General features: G+C 38.8%; 22 protein-coding genes. 8 read left to right on the top strand and 14 right to left on the bottom strand.

The genetic code is table 11. The annotated features are described in order from the left end of the window. Positions 1–11: 11 nt before the first annotated feature. The 9 genes from recO to rpoE form a co-directional block, all read right to left on the bottom strand. On the bottom strand, positions 12–704 hold the full coding sequence (gene recO / locus H5089_RS04005) for a DNA repair protein RecO (protein ID WP_002958713.1): 693 nt from the start codon (positions 702–704) through the stop codon (positions 12–14). Positions 705–724: 20 nt separating this feature from the next. Continuing rightward, complete coding sequence (era, locus tag H5089_RS04000) at positions 725–1,657, bottom strand: GTPase Era (RefSeq protein WP_182696102.1); 933 nt, start codon at positions 1,655–1,657, stop codon at positions 725–727. Then, the gene (gene rnc, locus H5089_RS03995) at positions 1,647–2,324 is read right to left on the bottom strand and encodes a ribonuclease III (RefSeq protein ID WP_002958715.1); all 678 of its coding nucleotides are present in this window, start codon (positions 2,322–2,324) and stop codon (positions 1,647–1,649) included. The genes era and rnc overlap by 11 nt, the downstream gene beginning before the upstream one ends. A 2-nt stretch (positions 2,325–2,326) precedes the next feature. Next, on the bottom strand, positions 2,327–3,262 hold the full coding sequence (lepB, locus tag H5089_RS03990) for a signal peptidase I (protein ID WP_182711521.1): 936 nt from the start codon (positions 3,260–3,262) through the stop codon (positions 2,327–2,329). A gap of 16 nt (positions 3,263–3,278) precedes the next feature. After that, entirely contained in the window at positions 3,279–5,066 is a 1,788-nt protein-coding gene (gene lepA, locus H5089_RS03985) for a translation elongation factor 4 (protein WP_002958717.1), read from the bottom strand. A gap of 275 nt (positions 5,067–5,341) precedes the next feature. Then, positions 5,342–5,791: a SoxR reducing system RseC family protein gene (locus H5089_RS03980; RefSeq protein WP_182711520.1), complete on the bottom strand. Its 450-nt coding sequence runs from the start codon at positions 5,789–5,791 to the stop codon at positions 5,342–5,344. A gap of 20 nt (positions 5,792–5,811) precedes the next feature. After that, positions 5,812–6,762, bottom strand: coding sequence for a MucB/RseB C-terminal domain-containing protein (locus tag H5089_RS03975; RefSeq protein ID WP_002958719.1), 951 nt, complete (start codon positions 6,760–6,762; stop codon positions 5,812–5,814). A gap of 4 nt (positions 6,763–6,766) precedes the next feature. Further along, complete coding sequence (locus H5089_RS03970; protein WP_165723565.1) at positions 6,767–7,384, bottom strand: sigma-E factor negative regulatory protein; 618 nt, start codon at positions 7,382–7,384, stop codon at positions 6,767–6,769. A gap of 1 nt (position 7,385) precedes the next feature. Then, entirely contained in the window at positions 7,386–7,967 is a 582-nt protein-coding gene (gene rpoE, locus H5089_RS03965; protein ID WP_002958721.1) for an RNA polymerase sigma factor RpoE, read from the bottom strand. A gap of 245 nt (positions 7,968–8,212) precedes the next feature. Here rpoE and nadB point away from each other — a divergent pair, with 245 nt between their 5' ends. Next, positions 8,213–9,823: an L-aspartate oxidase gene (gene nadB, locus H5089_RS03960; protein WP_154903488.1), complete on the top strand. Its 1,611-nt coding sequence runs from the start codon at positions 8,213–8,215 to the stop codon at positions 9,821–9,823. Here the strand turns inward: nadB and H5089_RS20225 are convergent. Beyond that, positions 9,798–10,154 carry a hypothetical protein gene (locus H5089_RS20225; RefSeq protein ID WP_223231626.1) on the bottom strand — a complete coding sequence of 119 codons (357 nt, stop codon included), beginning with the start codon at positions 10,152–10,154 and terminating at the stop codon, positions 9,798–9,800. The genes nadB and H5089_RS20225 overlap by 26 nt on opposite strands. Before the next feature lie 55 nt (positions 10,155–10,209). Then, on the bottom strand, positions 10,210–10,461 hold the full coding sequence (locus tag H5089_RS03955; protein WP_002958724.1) for a succinate dehydrogenase assembly factor 2: 252 nt from the start codon (positions 10,459–10,461) through the stop codon (positions 10,210–10,212). A 164-nt stretch (positions 10,462–10,625) separates the two neighbouring features. Between H5089_RS03955 and H5089_RS03950 the strand changes: the two genes are divergently transcribed. Together H5089_RS03950 and H5089_RS03945 are read left to right on the top strand one after the other, a co-directional pair. Continuing rightward, on the top strand, positions 10,626–11,537 hold the full coding sequence (locus H5089_RS03950; protein WP_002958725.1) for a folate-binding protein YgfZ: 912 nt from the start codon (positions 10,626–10,628) through the stop codon (positions 11,535–11,537). 12 nt (positions 11,538–11,549) lie between these two features. Beyond that, a complete protein-coding gene (locus H5089_RS03945) occupies positions 11,550–12,035 on the top strand; it encodes a peptidylprolyl isomerase (protein WP_002958726.1) in 486 nt (161 codons plus the stop codon). 42 nt (positions 12,036–12,077) lie between these two features. On the opposite strand, the gene H5089_RS03940 is transcribed toward H5089_RS03945, so the two are convergent. The 3 genes from H5089_RS03940 to H5089_RS03930 are packed head-to-tail and all read right to left on the bottom strand — an operon-like array spanning position 12,078 to position 13,761. Continuing rightward, positions 12,078–12,560: a hypothetical protein gene (locus H5089_RS03940; RefSeq protein ID WP_002958727.1), complete on the bottom strand. Its 483-nt coding sequence runs from the start codon at positions 12,558–12,560 to the stop codon at positions 12,078–12,080. 25 nt (positions 12,561–12,585) lie between these two features. After that, complete coding sequence (locus tag H5089_RS03935; protein ID WP_024597159.1) at positions 12,586–13,398, bottom strand: DUF481 domain-containing protein; 813 nt, start codon at positions 13,396–13,398, stop codon at positions 12,586–12,588. A 42-nt stretch (positions 13,399–13,440) separates the two neighbouring features. Continuing rightward, positions 13,441–13,761, bottom strand: coding sequence for an HI1450 family dsDNA-mimic protein (locus H5089_RS03930; RefSeq protein ID WP_002958729.1), 321 nt, complete (start codon positions 13,759–13,761; stop codon positions 13,441–13,443). Positions 13,762–14,128: 367 nt separating this feature from the next. On the opposite strand from H5089_RS03930, the gene H5089_RS03925 reads away from it, so the two are divergent. The 5 genes from H5089_RS03925 to H5089_RS03905 all read left to right on the top strand — a co-directional run bounded on the left by H5089_RS03925 (position 14,129) and on the right by H5089_RS03905 (position 20,379). Continuing rightward, positions 14,129–14,920: a crotonase/enoyl-CoA hydratase family protein gene (locus H5089_RS03925; protein ID WP_024603617.1), complete on the top strand. Its 792-nt coding sequence runs from the start codon at positions 14,129–14,131 to the stop codon at positions 14,918–14,920. Between the two features lie 71 nt (positions 14,921–14,991). After that, positions 14,992–15,345 carry a CidA/LrgA family protein gene (locus H5089_RS03920; RefSeq protein WP_010553207.1) on the top strand — a complete coding sequence of 118 codons (354 nt, stop codon included), beginning with the start codon at positions 14,992–14,994 and terminating at the stop codon, positions 15,343–15,345. Then, complete coding sequence (locus H5089_RS03915; RefSeq protein ID WP_182711519.1) at positions 15,338–16,081, top strand: LrgB family protein; 744 nt, start codon at positions 15,338–15,340, stop codon at positions 16,079–16,081. Before H5089_RS03920 ends, H5089_RS03915 begins: the two co-directional genes overlap by 8 nt. Before the next feature lie 38 nt (positions 16,082–16,119). Beyond that, positions 16,120–16,956, top strand: a complete 837-nt coding sequence (locus tag H5089_RS03910; RefSeq protein WP_002958733.1) for a mechanosensitive ion channel family protein — start codon at positions 16,120–16,122, stop codon at positions 16,954–16,956. 168 nt (positions 16,957–17,124) lie between these two features. Next, positions 17,125–20,379, top strand: a complete 3,255-nt coding sequence (locus tag H5089_RS03905) for a winged helix-turn-helix domain-containing protein (RefSeq protein WP_182711543.1) — start codon at positions 17,125–17,127, stop codon at positions 20,377–20,379. Positions 20,380–20,381 lie beyond the last annotated feature (2 nt).

Below are 20,381 nucleotides of genomic sequence, written 5' to 3'. Positions count from 1 at the left end.
TAAAATTACGTTTATTGAGAGGCCATAAATAGCTCGCGGCTTTTTAATGGTTTACTACCTAATAAGGGTTTTAATAAATAGCGACTTAATTGCTTTGCCATATATAGCACATCATTTTGGCTAAAGTCATGATTTGCTATGGCGTTGAGTTGTTTGCCACTAAATCCAGAACGTGTATCTTCTTGTACTAAAAAACCAAGTTCGGGGAAATAACTATACGTCTGCTTTTCATCTATTGGTTCACCACTGGCGTCAAAACTAAAATCCACGCCATAACCGAGTAATTCCAATAGTTGAAACTCGTATGAGCGAAGCACCTCTTGTAAATTAGCCCCGCTGTTTAGGTTTGATAGATGAGTTTTATATAGCTCAAATACTTGTTCAATTGGCTCGTTAACAGGAACGATACGATTTGTAAGCTCATTTAAATAAAAACCACAATAAAGCTCATCACCTTTTAAAAAGTGCGAGTTCCCATGCAGTTCAAACTTATTGATATATTTTAAATCGTACTTGCCACTGTAATTAACAAGCAGTGCCTGAAACGGCTGAAGTTGTGCTTTATGTTTAGTGGCCTGGCGACCACTAATTCGGGCCAGCATTCTTAACTGACCAACGCCTTCTACAAGCATATCTAACATTACTTGGGAGTCACTATAAGGACGCCGATGTAATAAATACGCGGTGTAGAAGTCGCTATCCATTCACTAAGCTACTGCTTGGTCTAGTCTTCACTGTAACCTAAGCTTCTTAGTGCACGTTCATCGTCAGCCCAACCCGACTTAACTTTAACCCAAAGCTCTAAGAATACTTTGTTATCAAGCATTTCTTCTATGTCTTTACGGGCTTCACGACCAATGGTTTTTAGCTTTTCGCCTTTATTACCAATAACCATGCGTTTTTGTGTTTCGCGCTCAACAAGAATCAACCCGTTGATATGCCAAATACCGTTGTCTTGCCATTTAAACTGCTCAATTTCAACAGTTACAGAATACGGCAATTCTTCGCCCATAAAACGCATTAGTTTTTCACGAATTACTTCAGCTGCCATAAAGCGCATTGAACGGTCAGTTACATAATCTTCCGGAAAGTAAAATTCGCAAGGAGGTAAGCGTTTAGTTACTTCTGCTTTGATTAAATCAACATTTTTACCTTGCGTTGCCGATACTGGCATAATTCCAACAAAATCAAACTTGTCACTTAACCACTTCATATGAGGCAACACAAGGTCACGGTCTTTAACTTGGTCTATTTTATTAATAACCAATAATACCGGCTTACCACTTTGCGATACTTTATTAAGTACCATGTCGTCATCGGCATTCCAATGAGTGCCCTCAACTACAAAAATAATAAGCTCAACATCGCCGATAGAACTAGACGCGGCACGGTTCATTAAACGGTTAATCGCACGTTTTTCTTCAACGTGTAGACCTGGTGTATCTATGTATACCGCTTGGTGTTTATCTTCGGTATGAATACCCATAATACGATGACGCGTGGTTTGTGGTTTACGTGAGGTAATACTCACTTTTTGCTCAATAATTTCATTAAGCAAAGTCGACTTACCTACGTTTGGGCGCCCTACAATAGCAACCATTCCACAAAACGTATCTACATCACCTTCATGAGGCTGTATTAGGGTATCAAGGTTCATTTTTAAGTATCTTCAATGCTTTTTCAGCAGCTTTTTGTTCGGCTTTACGGCGCGAGCTACCTACAGAAATTATGCTATCCATTCCATCAACAATACATTCGACCGTGAATGTTTGATTGTGTGCTTGGCCTTTGGTATCAACCACAGTGTAACCCGGTAAAGATAATTTACGGGCTTGTAAATACTCTTGCAGCAGGGTCTTCGGATCTTTTTGGTTAAGCCCTGGTGAAATAGCATCTAATCGTGATTCGTACCATGACAATATAAGATCGCCACAGCTATCAATACCTGAATCTAAAAATGCAGCGCCAATAATAGCTTCTACTGCATCAGCAAGCGTTGACTCGCGACGGAATCCGCCACTTTTAAGCTCGCCCGGCCCTAAGCGTAAATAATCGCCTAGGCCAAATTCAAGACCAAACTCGGCAAGTGTTTGACCACGCACAAGCGTTGAGCGCATGCGGCTTAAATCGCCTTCACGCGCTTTAGGAAATTTGGCATAAAGTGCATTGGCAATCACAAAGCTTAAAATAGAGTCGCCTAAAAATTCTAGTCGCTCATTATGCTGGCCTTTGTGGCTGCGGTGCGTCATTGCTTGCTCAAGTAAACCTTGATCGGCAAATTCATAGCCAATTTTTTTATATAATTCTGTTACATTTTTTTTCATCGTTACTGAATATTACCTAGGCGCTCAAAGCGAACACCAGTTGGAACCCATCCTGGTAAAATATCATCAGGGCCATTCTCAAATTCAAAACTCATCCATATAAAGACAGCTTTACCCACCAAGTTTTCTTTTGGTACAAAGCCCCAAAAGCGACCATCTTGGCTGTTGTCGCGGTTATCACCCATCATAAAATAATGATCAGCAGGAACAGTCCATTCATCAGAAGGCGTGCCCGGTTGCTGGTAGTAACGCCCTTTTCTCTCAGGCGCTTGTGGGTTGATTAATATATCATGCGTAACTGTTGTTAAATTTTCATTTACACGAGCTAGAGGCATTGGGCCTTGTTTAAATTCGTTATCATTAATTAGTTTAAAATCAATTTTATTGAATTCATTACATAAAAGCTCACCCTGCTGGGTTTCGCCTTCTTTACAATTTGGCTGAATATATAAACGTTTATCGCGATAAACAATTTTATCGCCAGGTAAACCAATTGTACGTTTAATATAGTCAACATTTTCATCTAAAGGGTATTTAAAAACAACAATATCACCACGCTCAGGCTGCCCAATCTCAACTAATTGAGTACGCCAAACAGGGTCTTTTATTCCATATGAATACTTTTGTACTAAAATAAAATCACCTACTAATAATGTAGGCATCATTGAACCGGATGGAATTTGAAACGGTTCAAAGATAAATGATCTAAAAATAGTAATTGCTGCAATCATCGGGAAAATCGACTTTGCTGTTTCTGTTAGTACTGGTTCTGGTGCAATTAATGCCGCCGTTTCTTCATCTAACGGAGCTCCAGCAGACGTTTGCGCTATCGCTAAGCGCTCCTGTCTTTTAGGTGCATACATTAAGTGATCTATTAACCATATTAAGCCTGAGCCTAAAGTTAATAACACCAATAAAACTGAAAAATAACCAGCCATTTATAATCCTTTGTTTTTATTTGCCAACTTTTAAAATAGCTAAAAACGCTTCTTGAGGCACTTCAACATTACCTACTTGCTTCATACGTTTTTTACCATCTTTTTGCTTTTTAAGTAGCTTTTTCTTACGGCTCACATCACCACCGTAACACTTAGCAATTACGTTTTTACGTAATTGTTTTACCGTGGTACGGGCAATAACATGTTGTCCGATAGCAGCTTGAATCGCTATATCAAACATTTGACGTGGGATAAGCTCTTTTAACGCATCAGCTAACTGGCGACCACGAGACTGTGCACCATCTCTGTGAACAATTATTGCAAGTGCGTCAACGCGCTCACCATTGATTAAAATATCAACACGCACCATATCTGATGTTTGAAAGTGTTTAAAGTTATAATCAAGCGACGCAAAACCACGGCTAGTTGATTTTAATTTATCAAAGAAATCCATCACCACTTCAGCCATAGGTAGCTCGTACGTTACAGCTACTTGCTTTCCGTGATAAGTCATTTTTGTTTGGCTACCACGTTTTTCAATACACAAAGTAATAACGTTACCTAGGTATTCTTGTGGTACCAAAATATTAGCTTCAACAATCGGCTCTCGAATCTCTACAATATCGTTTACTGCAGGCAAATCAGATGGATTATCAATCTGAAATGTACCTTCTTTAGTAACTATCTCATAGATTACCGTAGGTGCTGTTGTAATTAAATCAATATCGTATTCACGCTCTAAACGCTCTTGAATGATTTCCATGTGTAGCATACCTAAAAAGCCACAGCGGAAACCAAAACCTAGTGCAGTTGAATTCTCTGGTTCAAAGAATAACGACGCATCGTTTAAGCTTAATTTATTAAGTGCATCACGGAACGATTCATACTCATCTGATGCAATTGGGAACATACCCGCATAAACCTGAGGCTTAATTTTTTGAAAGCCAGGTAAGCGAAGTGGAGCTGCATTTTTTTGATGAGTAATAGTGTCACCTACTGGCGCACCATGTATCTCTTTAATACCAGCAATAACAAACCCTACTTCACCTGTTCTTAAAATACCGGTGTTGGTTTGCTTAGGAGTGAACACACCTACTTGGTCGGCAGTATGTATATGCTCGTTCGACATTATTTTTATTTTGTCGCCAGTGCGTAATTCACCGTGCTTAATACGCACTAGTGATACAACGCCTTGGTATGGGTCAAACCAAGAATCGATAATAAGTGCTTGTAAAGGTGCATCTTTGTCGCCTACTGGCGGCGGTACATCTTTAACGATCATTTCAAGAACTTCGGCAATACCTACACCTGTTTTAGCGCTACACTGCACTGCATCAAGGGCATCAATACCAATAATCTCTTCAATTTCTTCTGCAACACGTAAAGGATCTGCTTGCGGTAAATCGATTTTATTAAGTACTGGAATTACTTCTAATTCCATTTCAATAGCGGTGTAACAGTTAGCTAGTGTTTGTGCTTCAACGCCTTGGCCTGCATCAACAACAAGCAACGCGCCTTCACAAGCAGCTAAAGATCGTGAAACTTCATACGTAAAATCAACGTGTCCTGGAGTATCAATGAAATTAAGTTGGTAGGTTTCGCCGTCGTTCGCTTTGTAATTCAACGTTACACTTTGCGCTTTAATGGTAATACCACGTTCGCGCTCAATATCCATTGAATCCAAAACTTGTTTTTGCATTTCACGGTCGGTTAAACCGCCACAAACTTGGATCAAACGATCTGAAAGGGTCGATTTACCATGGTCAATATGGGCGATGATCGAAAAATTACGGATATGCTTCATAAACTGGATTCTATACTTCTATTTTAATGGACTAAATATGAATACCTAAGTGACTTGAAAATACTTGCTTTAGGATGCCATAAGCTAAATTTGTATATAACAAACTGTACTTACGCTTTTTAAGATGGGTTACAACCATTTTATGTATTGAATAACAATAAGTTATATTTACTTAACTTAAATAATTCAGCCAGATAAAATAATTTAAAAAACCACGATTCCCTGTATTTCCAAGTTACTTTGGTATAAAACGGCAATTTTACATTTAATTGGCGTCAATCACCATCTATTTGAGTTAAAGGGATACTAATTGGGTGAATTTTTATAACTTTTATATCGTGCTTTAGAGATTTCACGCGAGTTTTAGCTATAAAAAAGCCAGTAACGCCACCTAGAGCAGCAGCTAAAATCTGCCAGCCTTCGGAAGCTATAAACAATTGCGCCGCAACAAATGCAAAAACAAGACTCAAAAGGAGCGGTAGCATGTAAACCACAAAAGCATGCTTAACGACATGACTATCATCTAGTGACAAAGTGACCTTTTGCCCTATTTCTACTGAGGATTCAAATTTATAAGGAAAGGTTTTTTTTGCAGTGCCAAATAATTTACTAAACACTTGTGAGCCGCAACGACCATTGCAGCCTTCACAAGCTTGTTTTTGCTGTGCTTCTAAATGAGCAATGTGGCCATCGAGGGCCACAACAGTGAGGGTTTGTTCAATCATAACAATCCTTACGGAATCGTCTATAGTGCGCGGGTAACTGACTCTGCAATCGCTTTTGCGGTCATACTCGGTACATTACCAACAACCGAAACATCAAAATTACCGCCATTATGCACATATACTGTCGTTGCACCAGAAGTGAGTGCTCCACTTAAACGCTTACCTGGTAATGGGCGCTGAATAAATACAGAAACCTCAACAAAACCATCAGAGAACAAGTAATAATCAGTTAACTCGTTATTTAAATCGAGCTTATGTCTGTCTGATTTTAGCAACTCAAAGCCATCTGGTAACCAGCTAATTTTCCAATTAGTGGCAGTACTATCTTCATTTATAAGTGCATCGTTTGGCAAAGGCGTTGGAAAGTTTCGATTGAGCACTTCAACTAGCATACCGGCTGGCTGCTCTGTCACACTAATATGTGTAAGCTGTAACTGCTCTAAGGCTTCACCTTCATGGTTAACGTACGCGGCTTTTAGCAACAACGACGATTCCATATCCAGCCAAATCCAATAATTATATTTATACTCGTCTTTAGATTCAATGCGAACAAGTTGCGCTGCGCGCCCTGCAATACGCCCTTTGCCGCCTAGTACAAAATCATAGTGCGCACTTAAGCGATCTATATCTTTAAATAGTACTTCAGGGATTGGACCTGCTATTGAATCTGTTTTTAGAGAATATGGTTCAGACTGAGGTTCAAAATAAGTAACTTGATTATCGATACGGACCATTTCAAGCCCAGCACCGTTAAGTAAACTTAAATGCTCAAGTTCGGTGTCACCTTGTAAAGCATGCACCCATCGGTAGGGTTCCATTGTTTTACCTTTGACAACCACAAACGAGGCGTCAAAATTACGGGTGTGAACGGCATTAGCCATTTTGAGTAATAAATCTTTGGCAGGATTTGTGTCGTTGGCAAATGCATTGAAGCTTACTACCAACGACAGAACAAAAGTGATTACTTTCATTTAATTAGTTTTTTTCCTCAGACGCTTTGGTATTAGTTTGCGCTGTTTCTAAAGAATTCGCAACTCGTGCTTGGCGTTGATGCTCAAGAACTAACGCACCAATACGCTGTTGCTGTAGTTCACGTAAACCTTGCTCAGCATTTTCAAGCGCAGGCTCAGACGAATAACTTACTGGCGAGGCCATACCTGCTAGCGGTGTGGTTTGCAGTAATGGAATTTCACTTTGCTGCTCATTGTTACTTTGAGGAAGCGTATTAACGCCCACAATAGCAAACATCGCTACACTTGCTGCAATAGCTAATTGGGCAACTGGTTTGCGCCAATTAAAAGCGACTACTTTGTTATCTTGTACTGTTTCAGTCATTGCTTGAGGCTGTGTTTTTGACTGACTAAAGTCAGCATAAACAGGCTCGCTTTCTAGTGCTAATGCAACGCGATCGCTAATATCAATATGTATGTCGTTATTATTTTTTTGAGCACGCATCGCATCACCAATTAACGCATAACGGCCAAACGTAGTTACATCTTGCTCTGCAATTTTTGCATCAGTTAGATGTTGCTCGCCATCAAGTAATGCCGATAACGCTTCGTTATCTAACTTGTTAAGGTGTGCTTTTGTCATACTAAGACTCGCCTATTAATGGGTTTAATTTGTTATCTATTGCTTCACGGGCACGAAATATACGCGAACGCACAGTCCCGACTGGGCAATCCATTACCACTGCTATTTCTTCATAGCTCATCCCTTCTATTTCTCTAAGGGTGATTGCGGTTTTAAGATCTTCAGGCAAACTATCAATCGTATTAAAAATAACAGCGCGTACTTCTTCGCTTAAAAGTAGGTTTTCAGGAGATGCATTCGATCGCATTGAATCTGCACAATCATAAAACTCGGCATCTTCAGCGTCTATATCATTTGCTGGCGGCTTACGCCCCTGGGCTACTAAGTAATTTTTAGCACAATTAACGGCAATACGGTATAACCACGTGTAAAAGGCGCTGTCACCTCTAAAGTTAGGAAGTGCACGGTAAGCTTTAATAAAAGCTTCTTGTGCTACATCAGCAATATCGCCTTGGTTAGATACATAACGTGAGATCAAACCTGCAATTTTGTTTTGATACTTCTTTACTAATAGGTTGAAGGCGTTTTTATCTCCTTGCTGGACCCTTTTTACTAGCACTAAATCTAATTCCTGCTCGCTCATTCGAGCCGGTACTCCTATGTCTGATTTTTGCTTGTTATTCATATTGTCGTCATTGTTCACAAATACTCTGACCTCTTTATGAATAAAAAGTTCTGCTTAATATTATTTTTTTATAAAATAGATGATAATAACGGCGCTAAGCCTTTAAAATCACTACGTAGTAGTATGACAAATATGATACAACTACAGATATTAAAAACAAATATTGCTCTATATGAGCATTGTAACCGCAAAGTACCTCTGACATGAACCAAAATAAACATCACATTGCAGATGTCGCTATTATAGGTAGCGGCGCAGCAGGCTTATCACTTGCATTATCTCTAGCTAATTATTGTAACGTTACCGTGATCAGTAAAGGAGCGCTTACCGAAGGTTCTACTTTGTATGCCCAAGGCGGTATAGCTGCTGTATTTGATAAACAAAACGACAGCATAGAATCTCATGTTGAAGATACACTCGATGCAGGCGGCGGTTTATGCGATAGAGACGCTGTTCATTATACCGCCAGCAATGCCCACGATTGCCTACAGTGGTTAATCGACCAAGGCGTACCCTTTGATATGGAGTTTGATAGCAAAGGAAAAGAGCGTTTTCACTTAACACGTGAAGGTGGTCACAGCCATCGTCGTATATTGCATGCAGCCGATGCAACAGGCAAAGCGGTGCAAACAACACTTATCAGCCAAGTTAAAATTCATAAAAATATAACGCTTTTAGAGCAATACAACGCCATTGATTTAATCACAGATAAAAGCGCCGGAAAAACAGGCTCACACATTGAAGGCATGTATGTGTGGAACAAAAAAGCTAAAAAGGTAGAAACCATTTCAGCTAAATTTGTTGCTCTTGCAACCGGTGGTGCAAGTAAAGTGTATTTATATACATCTAATCCAGACGTATCAAGTGGTGATGGTATTGCAATGGCTTGGCGTGCAGGTTGTAAAGTTGCCAACATGGAATTTAATCAATTTCATCCAACAAGTCTTTATCATCCAGAGCTACAAAACTTTTTAATTACCGAAGCCATGCGCGGTGAAGGGGCTTATTTAAAGCGCCCTGATGGAACTCGGTTCATGAAAGACTTTGACAGCCGTGAAGAGCTTGCTCCACGCGATATAGTGGCACGCGCAATCGATTTTGAAATGAAGCGCTTAGGCGCTAACTGTGTTTATTTAGATATTAGCCACAAAGATAAAGACTTTATTATTGAGCACTTTCCTACTATTTACGCAAAATGCTTAAGTGTAGGCCTCGATATAACGAAAGAAGCAATCCCAGTTGTGCCTGCTGCGCATTACACCTGTGGTGGTGTAATGACTGACTTTAACGGCAAAACAGATCTCGATAATTTATATGCTGTAGGTGAAGTTGCTTACACAGGCTTACATGGTGCAAACCGTATGGCAAGTAATTCACTATTAGAGTGCATTGTATTTGCCCACGCTGCAGCTAAAGATATTTTAAGTAAAATTGAACATGCACCAGAGCCGATAGCGCTTCCTCATTGGGATGAGAGCCGTGTTAGTAACTCAGATGAAGAAATTGTTATTACCCATAACTGGCATGAACTACGTTTATTTATGTGGGATTATGTAGGTATTGTACGCTCTACTAAACGCTTAGAACGAGCACTGCATAGAGTTGAGTTGCTACAACAAGAAATACACGATTACTATGCAAACTTTAGAGTAAGTAATAACTTACTTGAGCTTCGTAATTTAGTGCAAGTATCAGAGCTGATTATTAGAAGTGCTATGGAGCGAAAAGAAAGCAGAGGCTTGCATTACACTATTGATTACCCTGAACAAAGTGAAAATCCAACGCCGACTATTTTGACTCCAAAACGCAATTAATTGCGCCGACAGTGGCACGTTTTAGACGCGCATAACTTTGCTCATTAACGCCATTGGCTGAAATTATAAGCCAATGGTTGTTACTAAAACCTTTAATATGAAGCCATATATTATTACCATAAAATCGGCTTTTGTTACTTATTTCACCCTGAATTTTTAAGCTCTCGCCCTCAAATCTAAATAACTTTGGTTCTAATATTATAATGCCCTCATGTGGGTGAATTGCTAATACTTTGCGCCACATTATCAAGCCAGCTAGTGCATTTATTATTAAACAAAAAAGCATGGCTAATAGTGAATCTAAAAATAAACATAATATAAAACTAAGTATACAAAAAAAGACCACAATTGGTTTGTGGTCAGCTTTATTATTTGTAACCGTAAACCTATACACGAACTCGGTCTAAGATCAGCGAAACCATACCGTTTAACTGCTCGTCTTTACATTCTTCATGACCCATAAACCATGCAAATAAGTCAGGGTCTTCTTCTGTTAGCAAACGCTGAAAGATAGCCTGTTGCTCTGCGCTCAAAGAGTCGTATGCTTCTTCTACAAACGGCATAAACAAAACATCTAGCTCTAACATGCCACGACGACAAGCCCAACGAATACGTGCTTTACTATGAATTTCAACCATTTTAAACCTCATACTTAATTGACTCGAGTTTAACAAACACAAGCCTATTTAGCAGCTATTAATCTCTCATTAAATAATAAACCCACACCAATAAGCGCTTGTCTGTACCATACGTAACAACTGCGTTATTATGTCACTTCATTTATATTGCAAAGAAGGTTTTTATGTCGAGCGTTTATGCATGTCCGTTATCTCATCAACTTATTAGCCTCTGCGGTGCTGATAAATTATCTTATTTGCACGGACAAATCACTCAAGATCTAAATAAATTAACCAGCAGTAATTATTTGTGGGCTGGCCATTGCAGCGCCAAAGGTAAACTTTGGGGTGTATTTAAATTATTTTCTTACCAAGATAGCTACTACCTTGCGGGTAGCCAAGCTGAAGTTGAAAAATCATTAGCTGAACTTAAAAAATACGCTGTATTTGCAAAAGTTGATATTACTGAATGCTCAAAGCGTTTAATTGGTTTAATTGGTGATGATTTATCGGATGTACTGGCACAACTTGATATTAGCTTTGAAGGCGATGCAAGCGCGTGTGATTTTACGAATGGTAAAGCGCTAAAATTAGCTGATAACCGTGTTTTAATAATGGTTGATAACCAATTTAGCATGCCTGATAACGTATCCACACTTGATAACGAAGCCCCTTGGCAACAAGCAGCGATGCTTGCCGGTGAGCCTCAGCTAAGTGCAGATGCAATTGGCGAGTACGTTCCTCAAATGGTAAACCTACATGCTATTGGCGGTATAAGTTTCAAAAAAGGGTGTTATACCGGTCAAGAAACAGTAGCTCGTATGAAGTACCTTGGTAAAAATAAACGTGCAATGTATATCGTTTCAGGGCAAAGCGAAGGGATTCTTTCAGAGCCTGATTTAGAAACCCAATTAGGCGAAAATTGGCGCCGTGCAGGTAAACTTATTGCACAAAGCTTTGATGAGCAAACAAATAAATTAACAGGCCTCGTTGTGTTGCCAAACGATACTGATGTAACTCAGGTACTTCGTGCAAAACACACACCTCAGGTGGAGCTAAGCATTCTGCCTCTACCCTACTCTCTTGAAGATGAATAAATAGGAATGACTATGATCGTTGCGGCAAACAAAGTGGTAAAAATGCATTATTCAGTAATGGATAATGATGGCAATAGCATTGATAACTCGTTCGGTGGTGAGCCACTACACTTTATCATTGGTACAGGCTATTTAATTTCAGGCCTAGAAAATGCTTTGCTGGGCAAGCAACCAGGCGACACGCTTAGCGTAAAGGTTGAACCTGAAGAAGGTTACGGCGAGCGCCACGAAAACCTAATGCAAGCAGTACCTAAATCAATGTTTGAAGGTATGGAAATTGAAGTTGGCATGCAATTTCGTGCATCAACAGATGATGGTGACCAATCAGTAATGATCATCGATATTCAAGATGAAGAAGTGATTGTAGATGGTAATAACCCACTTGCAGGTATAACACTTAACTTTGATGTAGAAATACTAGAAGTACGTGATGCTACAGAAGATGAATTAACTCACGGCCACGTACATGGCGAAGGTGGGTGTGGCCACGACCACTAATGCACTGCTAAACAGATAAAAAAAGCGCCTTAGGCGCTTTTTTTATATCATATTGTTACGCTTAACCGTTTCAGCTTTTGGCTTACTAGGCAGCGCGATAGATACGTTTTTTTCTTTTAAAGCAGCTAGTAAACCTTTTTGATCGTTTGTACCAACTCTATACAAGGTGCCATCTTTGAGCGTTAACTGTATTGCACTAAAGCCAGATACTGTATATACCCAACCATCATGAGTAATTCGCATACCAATACCGTGCCTGTAAGAGTTTTGAACTGCTTTTGCTTCTGCTACTTCGCTAAGTTCAATACTTTGCCCAGCAACGCCTGGACCAAACGCCCAGCTAATATTTTTATCATCTACTTTTACTGTTAGGCCATGGAACAAAAAGCCCACCAGCACTAAAATCCCAGTAAATATTATTAAAGGTCCATCAGCGCCTAACAAGTTCCACGCAAGCGCCACAAAACCGCCAATCCACGCTAATACAAAAAAGATAAACACCGCATACTGTTTATGCTGATACATAATATTCTCTAAATTAAATAAATACTTAAAAGCTGTATACCAATGTAGCACTCAGCTCTGAGTCAAACTTGAGTTTATCATCTTCGGGTTTTGAATTATAACGATACATGTAGGTAAATTTGAGTGATACCGCGCCAATCACTTGGCTTATCAGTGCGGTTTCCGATTTTAAGCGAGAATTAAGACCTGAAAGCGACTGCTCTATACTCACATCTTGATTAAAACGAGTGCGCTTAGAAACTAAACGTTCCCACTGCATTGCTACACGTACTAAATAACCGGTTTTATCAATTTCATCTTCGCTCACATCCGAATCTTCATCGGCGACTGAACGGTATAAACCAGGTCCTATATCAATATCTACTTTGTTTTTAGAGCCTTGATATACACGCGCACCATAGCCTGTCGCCACCGTGCTTTTAAAATCAAGTCCACTAAATTCATCTTCTTCGTAATCACCGTAAATAAAAAATGAGGAGTTTTTAACACCTACTTTATAGTTACCTTGCGCTGATACAAAAATACGATTAGCTGTAACATCAGTGCCACCGCTTTCATCGTTCTCATCACGCTTATAAAGAGAGTCTATTTTAAATTGGTTACGCCATTTTTCAAAATCTTGGTATAAATTACCTTTGAGCTTAAAACTGGTCGAATTGGTGTTACCTTTACTTAGAATAAAACCAAATTCAGTATCACCGTAAAGCATATCACCTTTGTGTAACTCATGAATTTCTTCATCAGAGAGCTTGCCATATTCATGAAAATCTTCAAATGGATCAACAGCCCAACTTGGGCAGCTAATTATTAAAAAAATTAAAAATAAATACTTACGCACAACACTCTCTCTGCACACAATTATAAAAATAAGCGGTATTGCTTATTCACTCTCTTTCCATAAAATATGACAAAACGGAGCATCTTTATCACGACTAATCAAAATTTTAGCAAACAAAACATCATCATTTTCAAATTCTAAACCAACTAGCACCTGAATAAAGTGCTCTGGCTCAATCTCAAGGGCAACAAAATCTTGCCACTGATCGTCTGGCTCGTCTTCTTCGATAAAGCCTAGGTCTTCTCTAAACTCATTAAAGTCTTCAACATCTTTATCACTCAAGTTATTTGGCGCTAGCTCTAAAAAAATATCATAAGCTTGGTGAGTAGCTTCTTCTACCGTATATAAACGTGGACCCGACATATGTGCTTAACCTTAAGCTTTTAAGTTGCGCTATATTATCAAATCTCATCATCATTTTGATAAAAAAAAGCGTAAAACACTGACTTTTTTGTAACTGAGTCATGCTTTATTCAGCATACAGCTCAAACAATAAATAACAATTTAACTAACCCATTGAATATCAAGATTACTTTTTTAATTTAAGCTTAAAATAACAACGTAAAAAATTTTATTATCTCAAGTTCTAATTGTTTAGCTTTTTCTCATCTAAATCTAACCCTTTAAGACTACAGCTTTAGCAATAAATTCCATTTATTTAAAAAATACCGTCACTTTACTTAATTCTTATAACAACATAAGCTCAACTAACAGGTCAGAGGAGTGTGTAATGATAAAACTAGAAAAACAAAATGGCATTGCAACCGTCACGCTTAGCAGAGCAAAAAAACAAAACGCATTAAGCTTTGAAATGTTTGTAGAGCTAAACAAAGCCATTAAAAACATAAAAAGAGATCGCAGTATTCGTGCTGTAGTAATAAAAGGCGATGGCGAGCATTTTTGTGCAGGGCTTGATATATCAGCCGTAATGGCGGCACCATTGAATATTATAAAATTATTGCTTAAATGGTTACCTGGCAATCAAAATTTAGCGCAAAAAGTAGTATTAGGCTGGCAGTCACTGAGCGTGCCTGTTATTGCACAAATTGATGGCAACTGTTTAGGGGGAGGATTACAAATAGCGCTGGGTGCTGATTACAGGATTGTTCATATTGATGCCAAGCTTGCCATTATGGAAGCGCGTTGGGGCTTGTGCCCCGATATGGGCGCAAATGTAATGATGAGCGGTTTAGTTAAGCGTGACCAAGCACTTTGGCTTGCAAGCCACGCAAACCCAATCACAGCACAACAAGCAAATGAGCTAGGTTTAGTTACTCAGCTTACCGATGATACTCAACAAGCCACGCAAAACATGCTCAATACATTACTTGAGCGCTCACCCGATACGCTTGCTGCTATTAAACGTGTTACACAACTTAGCTATAAACCAAACCAACGAAAAATACTCGCTAAAGAAACTTTCAGCCAAATTCGCTTACTGCTAAACCCAAACACTAAAAAAGCAATTGCTAAAGCAAAAGGAAAAGCGGATATAACCTACGCAAATACAAAGCATTGGTAGACTATTGCACAATGCATAAAAGAGTTTGATTTGTTAAAGTTAAGCCCTTATCTTTTCTGTGAGCCACTTTGATGAAATATCTGCTCAGTAGCGCTATTATATTACTATGTTTAGCCTGCGCTAAACTCATTATGCACTTTATTGGTGGAAGCTTTCCTGCACCGCTACTCGCTATGGTTATTTTATTAGTTTTACTCTTATCGGGTATTGTAAAAGAGCAACATGTAAAACCATGCGCCTCCCCTATTTTAAATATTATGCCTATCTTTTTCATTCCAGCTGGCGTGGGATTTATTGAGCATCTCGGCCTTATAAAATCGCACTGGGCATTTTTAGCATCAGTTGTGGTGCTTGTCCCTATAACTACCTTATTGCTTGTTAGCAGTGTAATTGCGTACTTTAAGGGAAGAGAAAATAATGACTAATTTTACTTTTTCCGCTATTTCAGAGCTACAGCCTAATTTATGGTGGCTAAGTATTCCTTTCATTATTGTATTATTTTTAGCGCTAAGGGCCGTAAACCAAAGTATAAAAAGCAGCGTATTTAAATCGCTCACCAACCCCGTATTTTTAAGTATTAGTATTATTGCTTTATTACTCGTTAATCTAAATTTGCCTTATACGCAATTTGCCACGCACAGCAAATTACTAAGCTGGTTATTAGAGCCCGCAATTGTGGCTCTAGCGCTTCCTTTATATCAGCAGTTTACACACGTACGAAAAAATCTATTACTCATAGTCGCAACATGTAGCTTAGGCATTGTTAACGCAACCGTTGTGGCATTTTTGCTAAGCATATTATTTAACGCACCTGCACAGCTAAGTGCATCTGTTGCCGCACTCAGTGTGACGACCCCAATATCTTTAATTGTTACCGACTCGTTAGGAGGGATTAGCTCACTTGCTGCGGCTTTAGTTATTTTTATTGGTTTACTAGGCGCTTTATTTGGTTTTATGCTTTTTAAACTCATTAATATTTTTAATCACGAATCTCAAGGCGTTGCCATGGGCACAGCTTGCCATGCAATTGGGACAGCTGCTGCTATTGCTGAGCATCCAAAAGTAGGCGCTTACTCATCAGTTGCAATGGCACTAAGTGCTTTATTAACAGCGATTATAGTGCCGCTGTTATATCCATTTTTAGCCAACATTTTGCTATAGTTGGAAAAATACAACATAGCCCTAACATAGAGCGCTTTATGATCAGTTCTGAAATCGAACAGTTTGAAAAATATTACACCATGCTTACTGAGTATATGGTTACCTACAGTATGCAAATTGTTGGCGCTATTTTTATCGTCCTCATTGGTTTGTGGATAGCACAAAAGCTTGCCAAATTTGTAGCCGCGTTAATGACCCGCCATAACGTTGATATTACGCTCACAAACTTTGTCAGTAGCGTGGTAAAAGTACTGCTCATTGTAATGGTTATAATTATTGCACTTGGCAAAATAGGTATCAGCGTTACGCCATTTGTAGCAGCCATTGGTGCTGCATCTTTAGGTGCTGGTTTAGCGCTGCAAGGAATGCTTTCTAATTATGGTGCAGGCCTTGCCATTATAGCCACGCGACCTTTTGTTGTTGGTGATACTATTGAAGTTAAAAATGTAAGCGGCCAAGTTAAAACAATTGAGCTTGGCTACACTATTTTAATCAATGAAGAAAAAGTAGAAATCACCATTCCAAATAAGCACATAGTGGGTGAAATACTTCATAACTCATTTAGTTACTCATTGGTCAAAGGTGAAATAGATATAGCTTATAGTGCATGCTCTGATAACGCGATTAGCCTCATTGAAGACGTACTTAAAGCACATGAATTAGTCGCACAAAATCCGTTATCACAAGTGGGTATTGAACGCTTCGCCGATAGCGGTGTTACAATAAGCTACCGATATTGGGTGCCTACTACTAAAATTATCGAAACCAAACTGGCTATTAACGGTGGTGTTTATAAAGCAATTAATAACGCTGATATTGAAATTCCATTCCCTCAACGCGTCATTACAATTAACAAAGCCGACCTAGAAAGCTAATTTATTTTTATTTTGAGCTTGCATATCTGCAAGCTCATCCTTTACTACCCCCCTCTGCTCAGAATAAACTCAAATAGTTGTGTTATAGATTTATTTGCCATATAAATAGTGTTAATAAATATCAATACGCACTTAATTTTAATAATAAAAAAACAATAATGAGTAATGATGATGCGCAACCCCTTCTACCTAGGCGATTGGCAAGTAACACCTTCAACTAACTCAATTCAACTCACTGGTAAAGCCATACAGTTAGAGCCCAAAGCGATGGAGGTTTTATTGCATTTGTGTCAACAAAATGGCGACATTGTAAGCAGCGATGAATTGCTCAATAAATGCTGGAAAAATACTGATATTGGCGATAATCCATTACATAAAACTATCACTCAGCTAAGAAAAGCGCTCGGTGATAAAGCCAATGAACCACATTATATTGAAACTATCCGTAAACGTGGCTACCGCATTATTGCAAAATTATCTTTTCCGTTAGCAGATCCTATCCCAAGCACTAAAAGTACATGGCAGGGAGGATCCCCTTTCTTAGGCCTGCGTGCATATAACCCAAATGATACCCACGTTTTTTTTGGCCGTACCCAATCTATAGCTACCCTGCTGGAAAGGATATCTAGCCAGGTAAATTACGGTCGTGCTTTTTGCTTAATACTTGGCCCTAGTGGTACAGGTAAATCCTCGCTTGTTAATGCTGGAATTTTACCAAAACTGCTAGATGAGCGAGGCTATAATGGCATCGGTGTTATTTCCTACACCCAGATCGACTTTGCAGATGTGCATAAAAATAGACTTTTTCTAGACTTAGCTTCTGCATTACTTGATTGGGATATAAACGACCAGCCTGTGTTTGAAGGATTAAGCGCGCAAACACTTGCAGAGCAACTAGAATTGGCAATAGATGGCGTAATTAACGCCATACAAGCTGGACTTAGTAAAGCCTCTACAAAACTTAAAACACCCCAGTTATTTTTATTTATTGACCGCTTAGAAGTACTGCTTTCTTCTCCTATATTTAGTAGCGAAACACGCAGCCATTTTTTATCGGTTATTGAACGCTTAGCAATTTCTAAAGCTGTGATTGTATTTAGTGCGTGTCGTAACGACTTTTATCCTTTAGTGGTTGAACAACCAAGTTTAATGGCAGGCAAAGCTCATGGCGCGCACTACGATTTAACACCGCCAAACCGCCAAGAACTCCAACAAATTATTCGCCTGCCAGCGTTAACCGCTAATTTAACGTTCTCCAATGACCCACAAACCCAAACACCACTGGATGAAATATTGTGCGCCGATACCGCCAATAACCCCGATGCATTGCCCATGCTGCAATACACATTGCAAGAGCTGTACTTACAGCGCAGTGATAATAACGAGCTACTGCACAGTGTTTACAAAAAACTCGGGGGTATTGAGGGCGCCATAGGCAAAAAAGCAGAAGATATATTTATTGATCTTAGTAATGAGCAACAGCAGCAACTAAAAAGCGTATTATCACAACTGATCACTTTAAACCCAGATGGTAAAACCATTACGAGCCGCGCTGCCCGCTGGCAAACATTAACCAACACAAGTCAAAAAGAGCTTGTGCAAGCCATGGTCGATAGCCGTTTATTTGTATCGCATTTACAAAACCAAGAAGCCTGTTTTAGTCTTGCTCACGAGGCATTATTGCGTCAATGGCCGCGCGCAAAACAATGGATTAATGACCATAAAGATGCCTTAGCAATAAAAAGTCGTTTACAACATCAAACACGAAATTGGGTAGATGAAGGCAAAAGTAGTGCTTACCTCCTAGCGCCAGGTAAACCACTACAAGAAGCGCAGCTATTACTTAACGACAAACTGTTTAAATTAGATGATAACGAGCATGCTCTTATCAAAAGCTCTGTAAACAAAATAAAAACAAAAATAAGAGCAAAACGAGTGACCGTTGCTTTATTGTGCTTACTTACATTTACCGCGTTATTGATGAGCTTCATTAGTTTTAAAGCCCAACAGCATGCGCAAAACAAGCAGCTTGAGGCCGAAAGCTTACTAGGGTTTATGGTCGGCGACTTTGCCGATAAATTACGTAGCGTTGAACGTATGGACTTACTTGATGGTATTAGTAATAAAGCACTTGAGTATTTTACTAATCAAACTGACGATTCAAGTTCACTTTTTAGCTTTAGCGATAATAAAGCACAATTTAACAACCGTTTTCAGTACGCACAAACCCTCGAAGCAATGGGTGAAGTAGCTTATTCCCGAGGTAAAACTGATGAAGCCTTTACCGCCTTTGAAAACGCCCGCACCCGCCTTGAGGCATTATTAAAAATACAGCCTAATAACTTAGAGCTACTAACGCTTGCAGGTGCCAATGCCTTTTGGCTTGGTCAATTAGCTTATGATCAAAATGATCATCAAGCTACTGAGCAAATGTTTAAAAAATACCACGCTTACAGTAAAAAAATGTATGCGCTGGCAGCCAATGATTTTAACTCCATTATGGAATTATCGTATTCATCTAATTCTTTAGGTTCTTTATACATAGAAAAATCCAACTACAGCGCTGCAAAAAAGAACTTTGCAGAGTCACTTTTACTTAAAAATAAAGCGCTTAAACTGAAACCTAATAACAAAGATTTACTTCGAGATAAATCCGATACGATTAGTTGGCTTGCAAAAACAGAAGAGAAGCTAAGTAACTTTAATGAAGCAGTTAATATATTGGAAGGTGCAGTTGACGTAATCACAAAATTGATTGCTGACTACCCTAGTGATGCAAGCCTTTTTTACACGTCAGCAAACCTATATATGCAACAAAGTTATTTACTGAGCTATTTGAGTGATAAACGGATGGCCCATAAAAAAGCCAGCTTGGCTAATCAAGTTATCAATGAAGCTTTAGTACAAGATCCAAAAAACAATAAATTTCAGCTTATGTATTATCGCTCTTCAGCACATTCACTAATGCTATCTACTGATGAAGCTACTGACTCAACAATTGAAAAAATAATTAATTTTTTAAAATCTCAAAATTTTAAAAATACCAGCACTATTAATACACAAATTACACTGATTCAATATTTTATAAATAGACAATCACCACTCAAAGCGCAGGAGTTATTAACTGAGCTTGAGAATAATGAAAACTACAAACATCAATTAGCCAGCCTAACTAAAACTGGTGATTACTTAGTATATACAAGAATAAACTTAATCAAAGCAAACTTAGCTACAACTAATAAACAGCGAGAGCAATTTTGCTTAAGTGCTATCAAAGCAATTTCTGAAGCTGCAAAAATAAGTCAGAGCGTAAAAATAACATACCCACTAGTACAAGCTTATACCTGTTTAAACAGAGAAGACGAGATATCAGAAATAAAAACAAGCCTAGTTAAATTAGGCATTACGAACTTCCAACTATAATT

It is taken from the genome of Pseudoalteromonas sp. SR45-1 (assembly GCF_014163655.1).
Classification (GTDB): Bacteria; Pseudomonadota; Gammaproteobacteria; order Enterobacterales; family Alteromonadaceae; genus Pseudoalteromonas; species Pseudoalteromonas distincta.
The sequence above is the reverse complement of the archived record's forward strand: the minus strand, read 5'-3'. Positions and strand labels throughout refer to the sequence as shown.

What these genes read in the sequence shown, in the direction of transcription:
- recO (WP_002958713.1), bottom strand. Translation starts at nt 704, where the DNA reads ATGGATAGCGACTTCTACACCGCGTATTTATTACATCGGCGTCCTTAT.
- era (WP_182696102.1), bottom strand. Translation starts at nt 1,657, where the DNA reads ATGAACCTTGATACCCTAATACAGCCTCATGAAGGTGATGTAGATACG.
- rnc (WP_002958715.1), bottom strand. Translation starts at nt 2,324, where the DNA reads ATGAAAAAAAATGTAACAGAATTATATAAAAAAATTGGCTATGAATTT.
- lepB (WP_182711521.1), bottom strand. Translation starts at nt 3,262, where the DNA reads ATGGCTGGTTATTTTTCAGTTTTATTGGTGTTATTAACTTTAGGCTCA.
- lepA (WP_002958717.1), bottom strand. Translation starts at nt 5,066, where the DNA reads ATGAAGCATATCCGTAATTTTTCGATCATCGCCCATATTGACCATGGT.
- H5089_RS03980 (WP_182711520.1), bottom strand. Translation starts at nt 5,791, where the DNA reads ATGATTGAACAAACCCTCACTGTTGTGGCCCTCGATGGCCACATTGCT.
- H5089_RS03975 (WP_002958719.1), bottom strand. Translation starts at nt 6,762, where the DNA reads ATGAAAGTAATCACTTTTGTTCTGTCGTTGGTAGTAAGCTTCAATGCA.
- H5089_RS03970 (WP_165723565.1), bottom strand. Translation starts at nt 7,384, where the DNA reads ATGACAAAAGCACACCTTAACAAGTTAGATAACGAAGCGTTATCGGCA.
- rpoE (WP_002958721.1), bottom strand. Translation starts at nt 7,967, where the DNA reads ATGAGCGAGCAGGAATTAGATTTAGTGCTAGTAAAAAGGGTCCAGCAA.
- nadB (WP_154903488.1), top strand. Translation starts at nt 8,213, where the DNA reads ATGAACCAAAATAAACATCACATTGCAGATGTCGCTATTATAGGTAGC.
- H5089_RS03955 (WP_002958724.1), bottom strand. Translation starts at nt 10,461, where the DNA reads ATGGTTGAAATTCATAGTAAAGCACGTATTCGTTGGGCTTGTCGTCGT.
- H5089_RS03950 (WP_002958725.1), top strand. Translation starts at nt 10,626, where the DNA reads ATGTCGAGCGTTTATGCATGTCCGTTATCTCATCAACTTATTAGCCTC.
- H5089_RS03945 (WP_002958726.1), top strand. Translation starts at nt 11,550, where the DNA reads ATGATCGTTGCGGCAAACAAAGTGGTAAAAATGCATTATTCAGTAATG.
- H5089_RS03940 (WP_002958727.1), bottom strand. Translation starts at nt 12,560, where the DNA reads ATGTATCAGCATAAACAGTATGCGGTGTTTATCTTTTTTGTATTAGCG.
- H5089_RS03930 (WP_002958729.1), bottom strand. Translation starts at nt 13,761, where the DNA reads ATGTCGGGTCCACGTTTATATACGGTAGAAGAAGCTACTCACCAAGCT.
- H5089_RS03925 (WP_024603617.1), top strand. Translation starts at nt 14,129, where the DNA reads ATGATAAAACTAGAAAAACAAAATGGCATTGCAACCGTCACGCTTAGC.
- H5089_RS03920 (WP_010553207.1), top strand. Translation starts at nt 14,992, where the DNA reads ATGAAATATCTGCTCAGTAGCGCTATTATATTACTATGTTTAGCCTGC.
- H5089_RS03915 (WP_182711519.1), top strand. Translation starts at nt 15,338, where the DNA reads ATGACTAATTTTACTTTTTCCGCTATTTCAGAGCTACAGCCTAATTTA.
- H5089_RS03910 (WP_002958733.1), top strand. Translation starts at nt 16,120, where the DNA reads ATGATCAGTTCTGAAATCGAACAGTTTGAAAAATATTACACCATGCTT.
- H5089_RS03905 (WP_182711543.1), top strand. Translation starts at nt 17,125, where the DNA reads ATGATGCGCAACCCCTTCTACCTAGGCGATTGGCAAGTAACACCTTCA.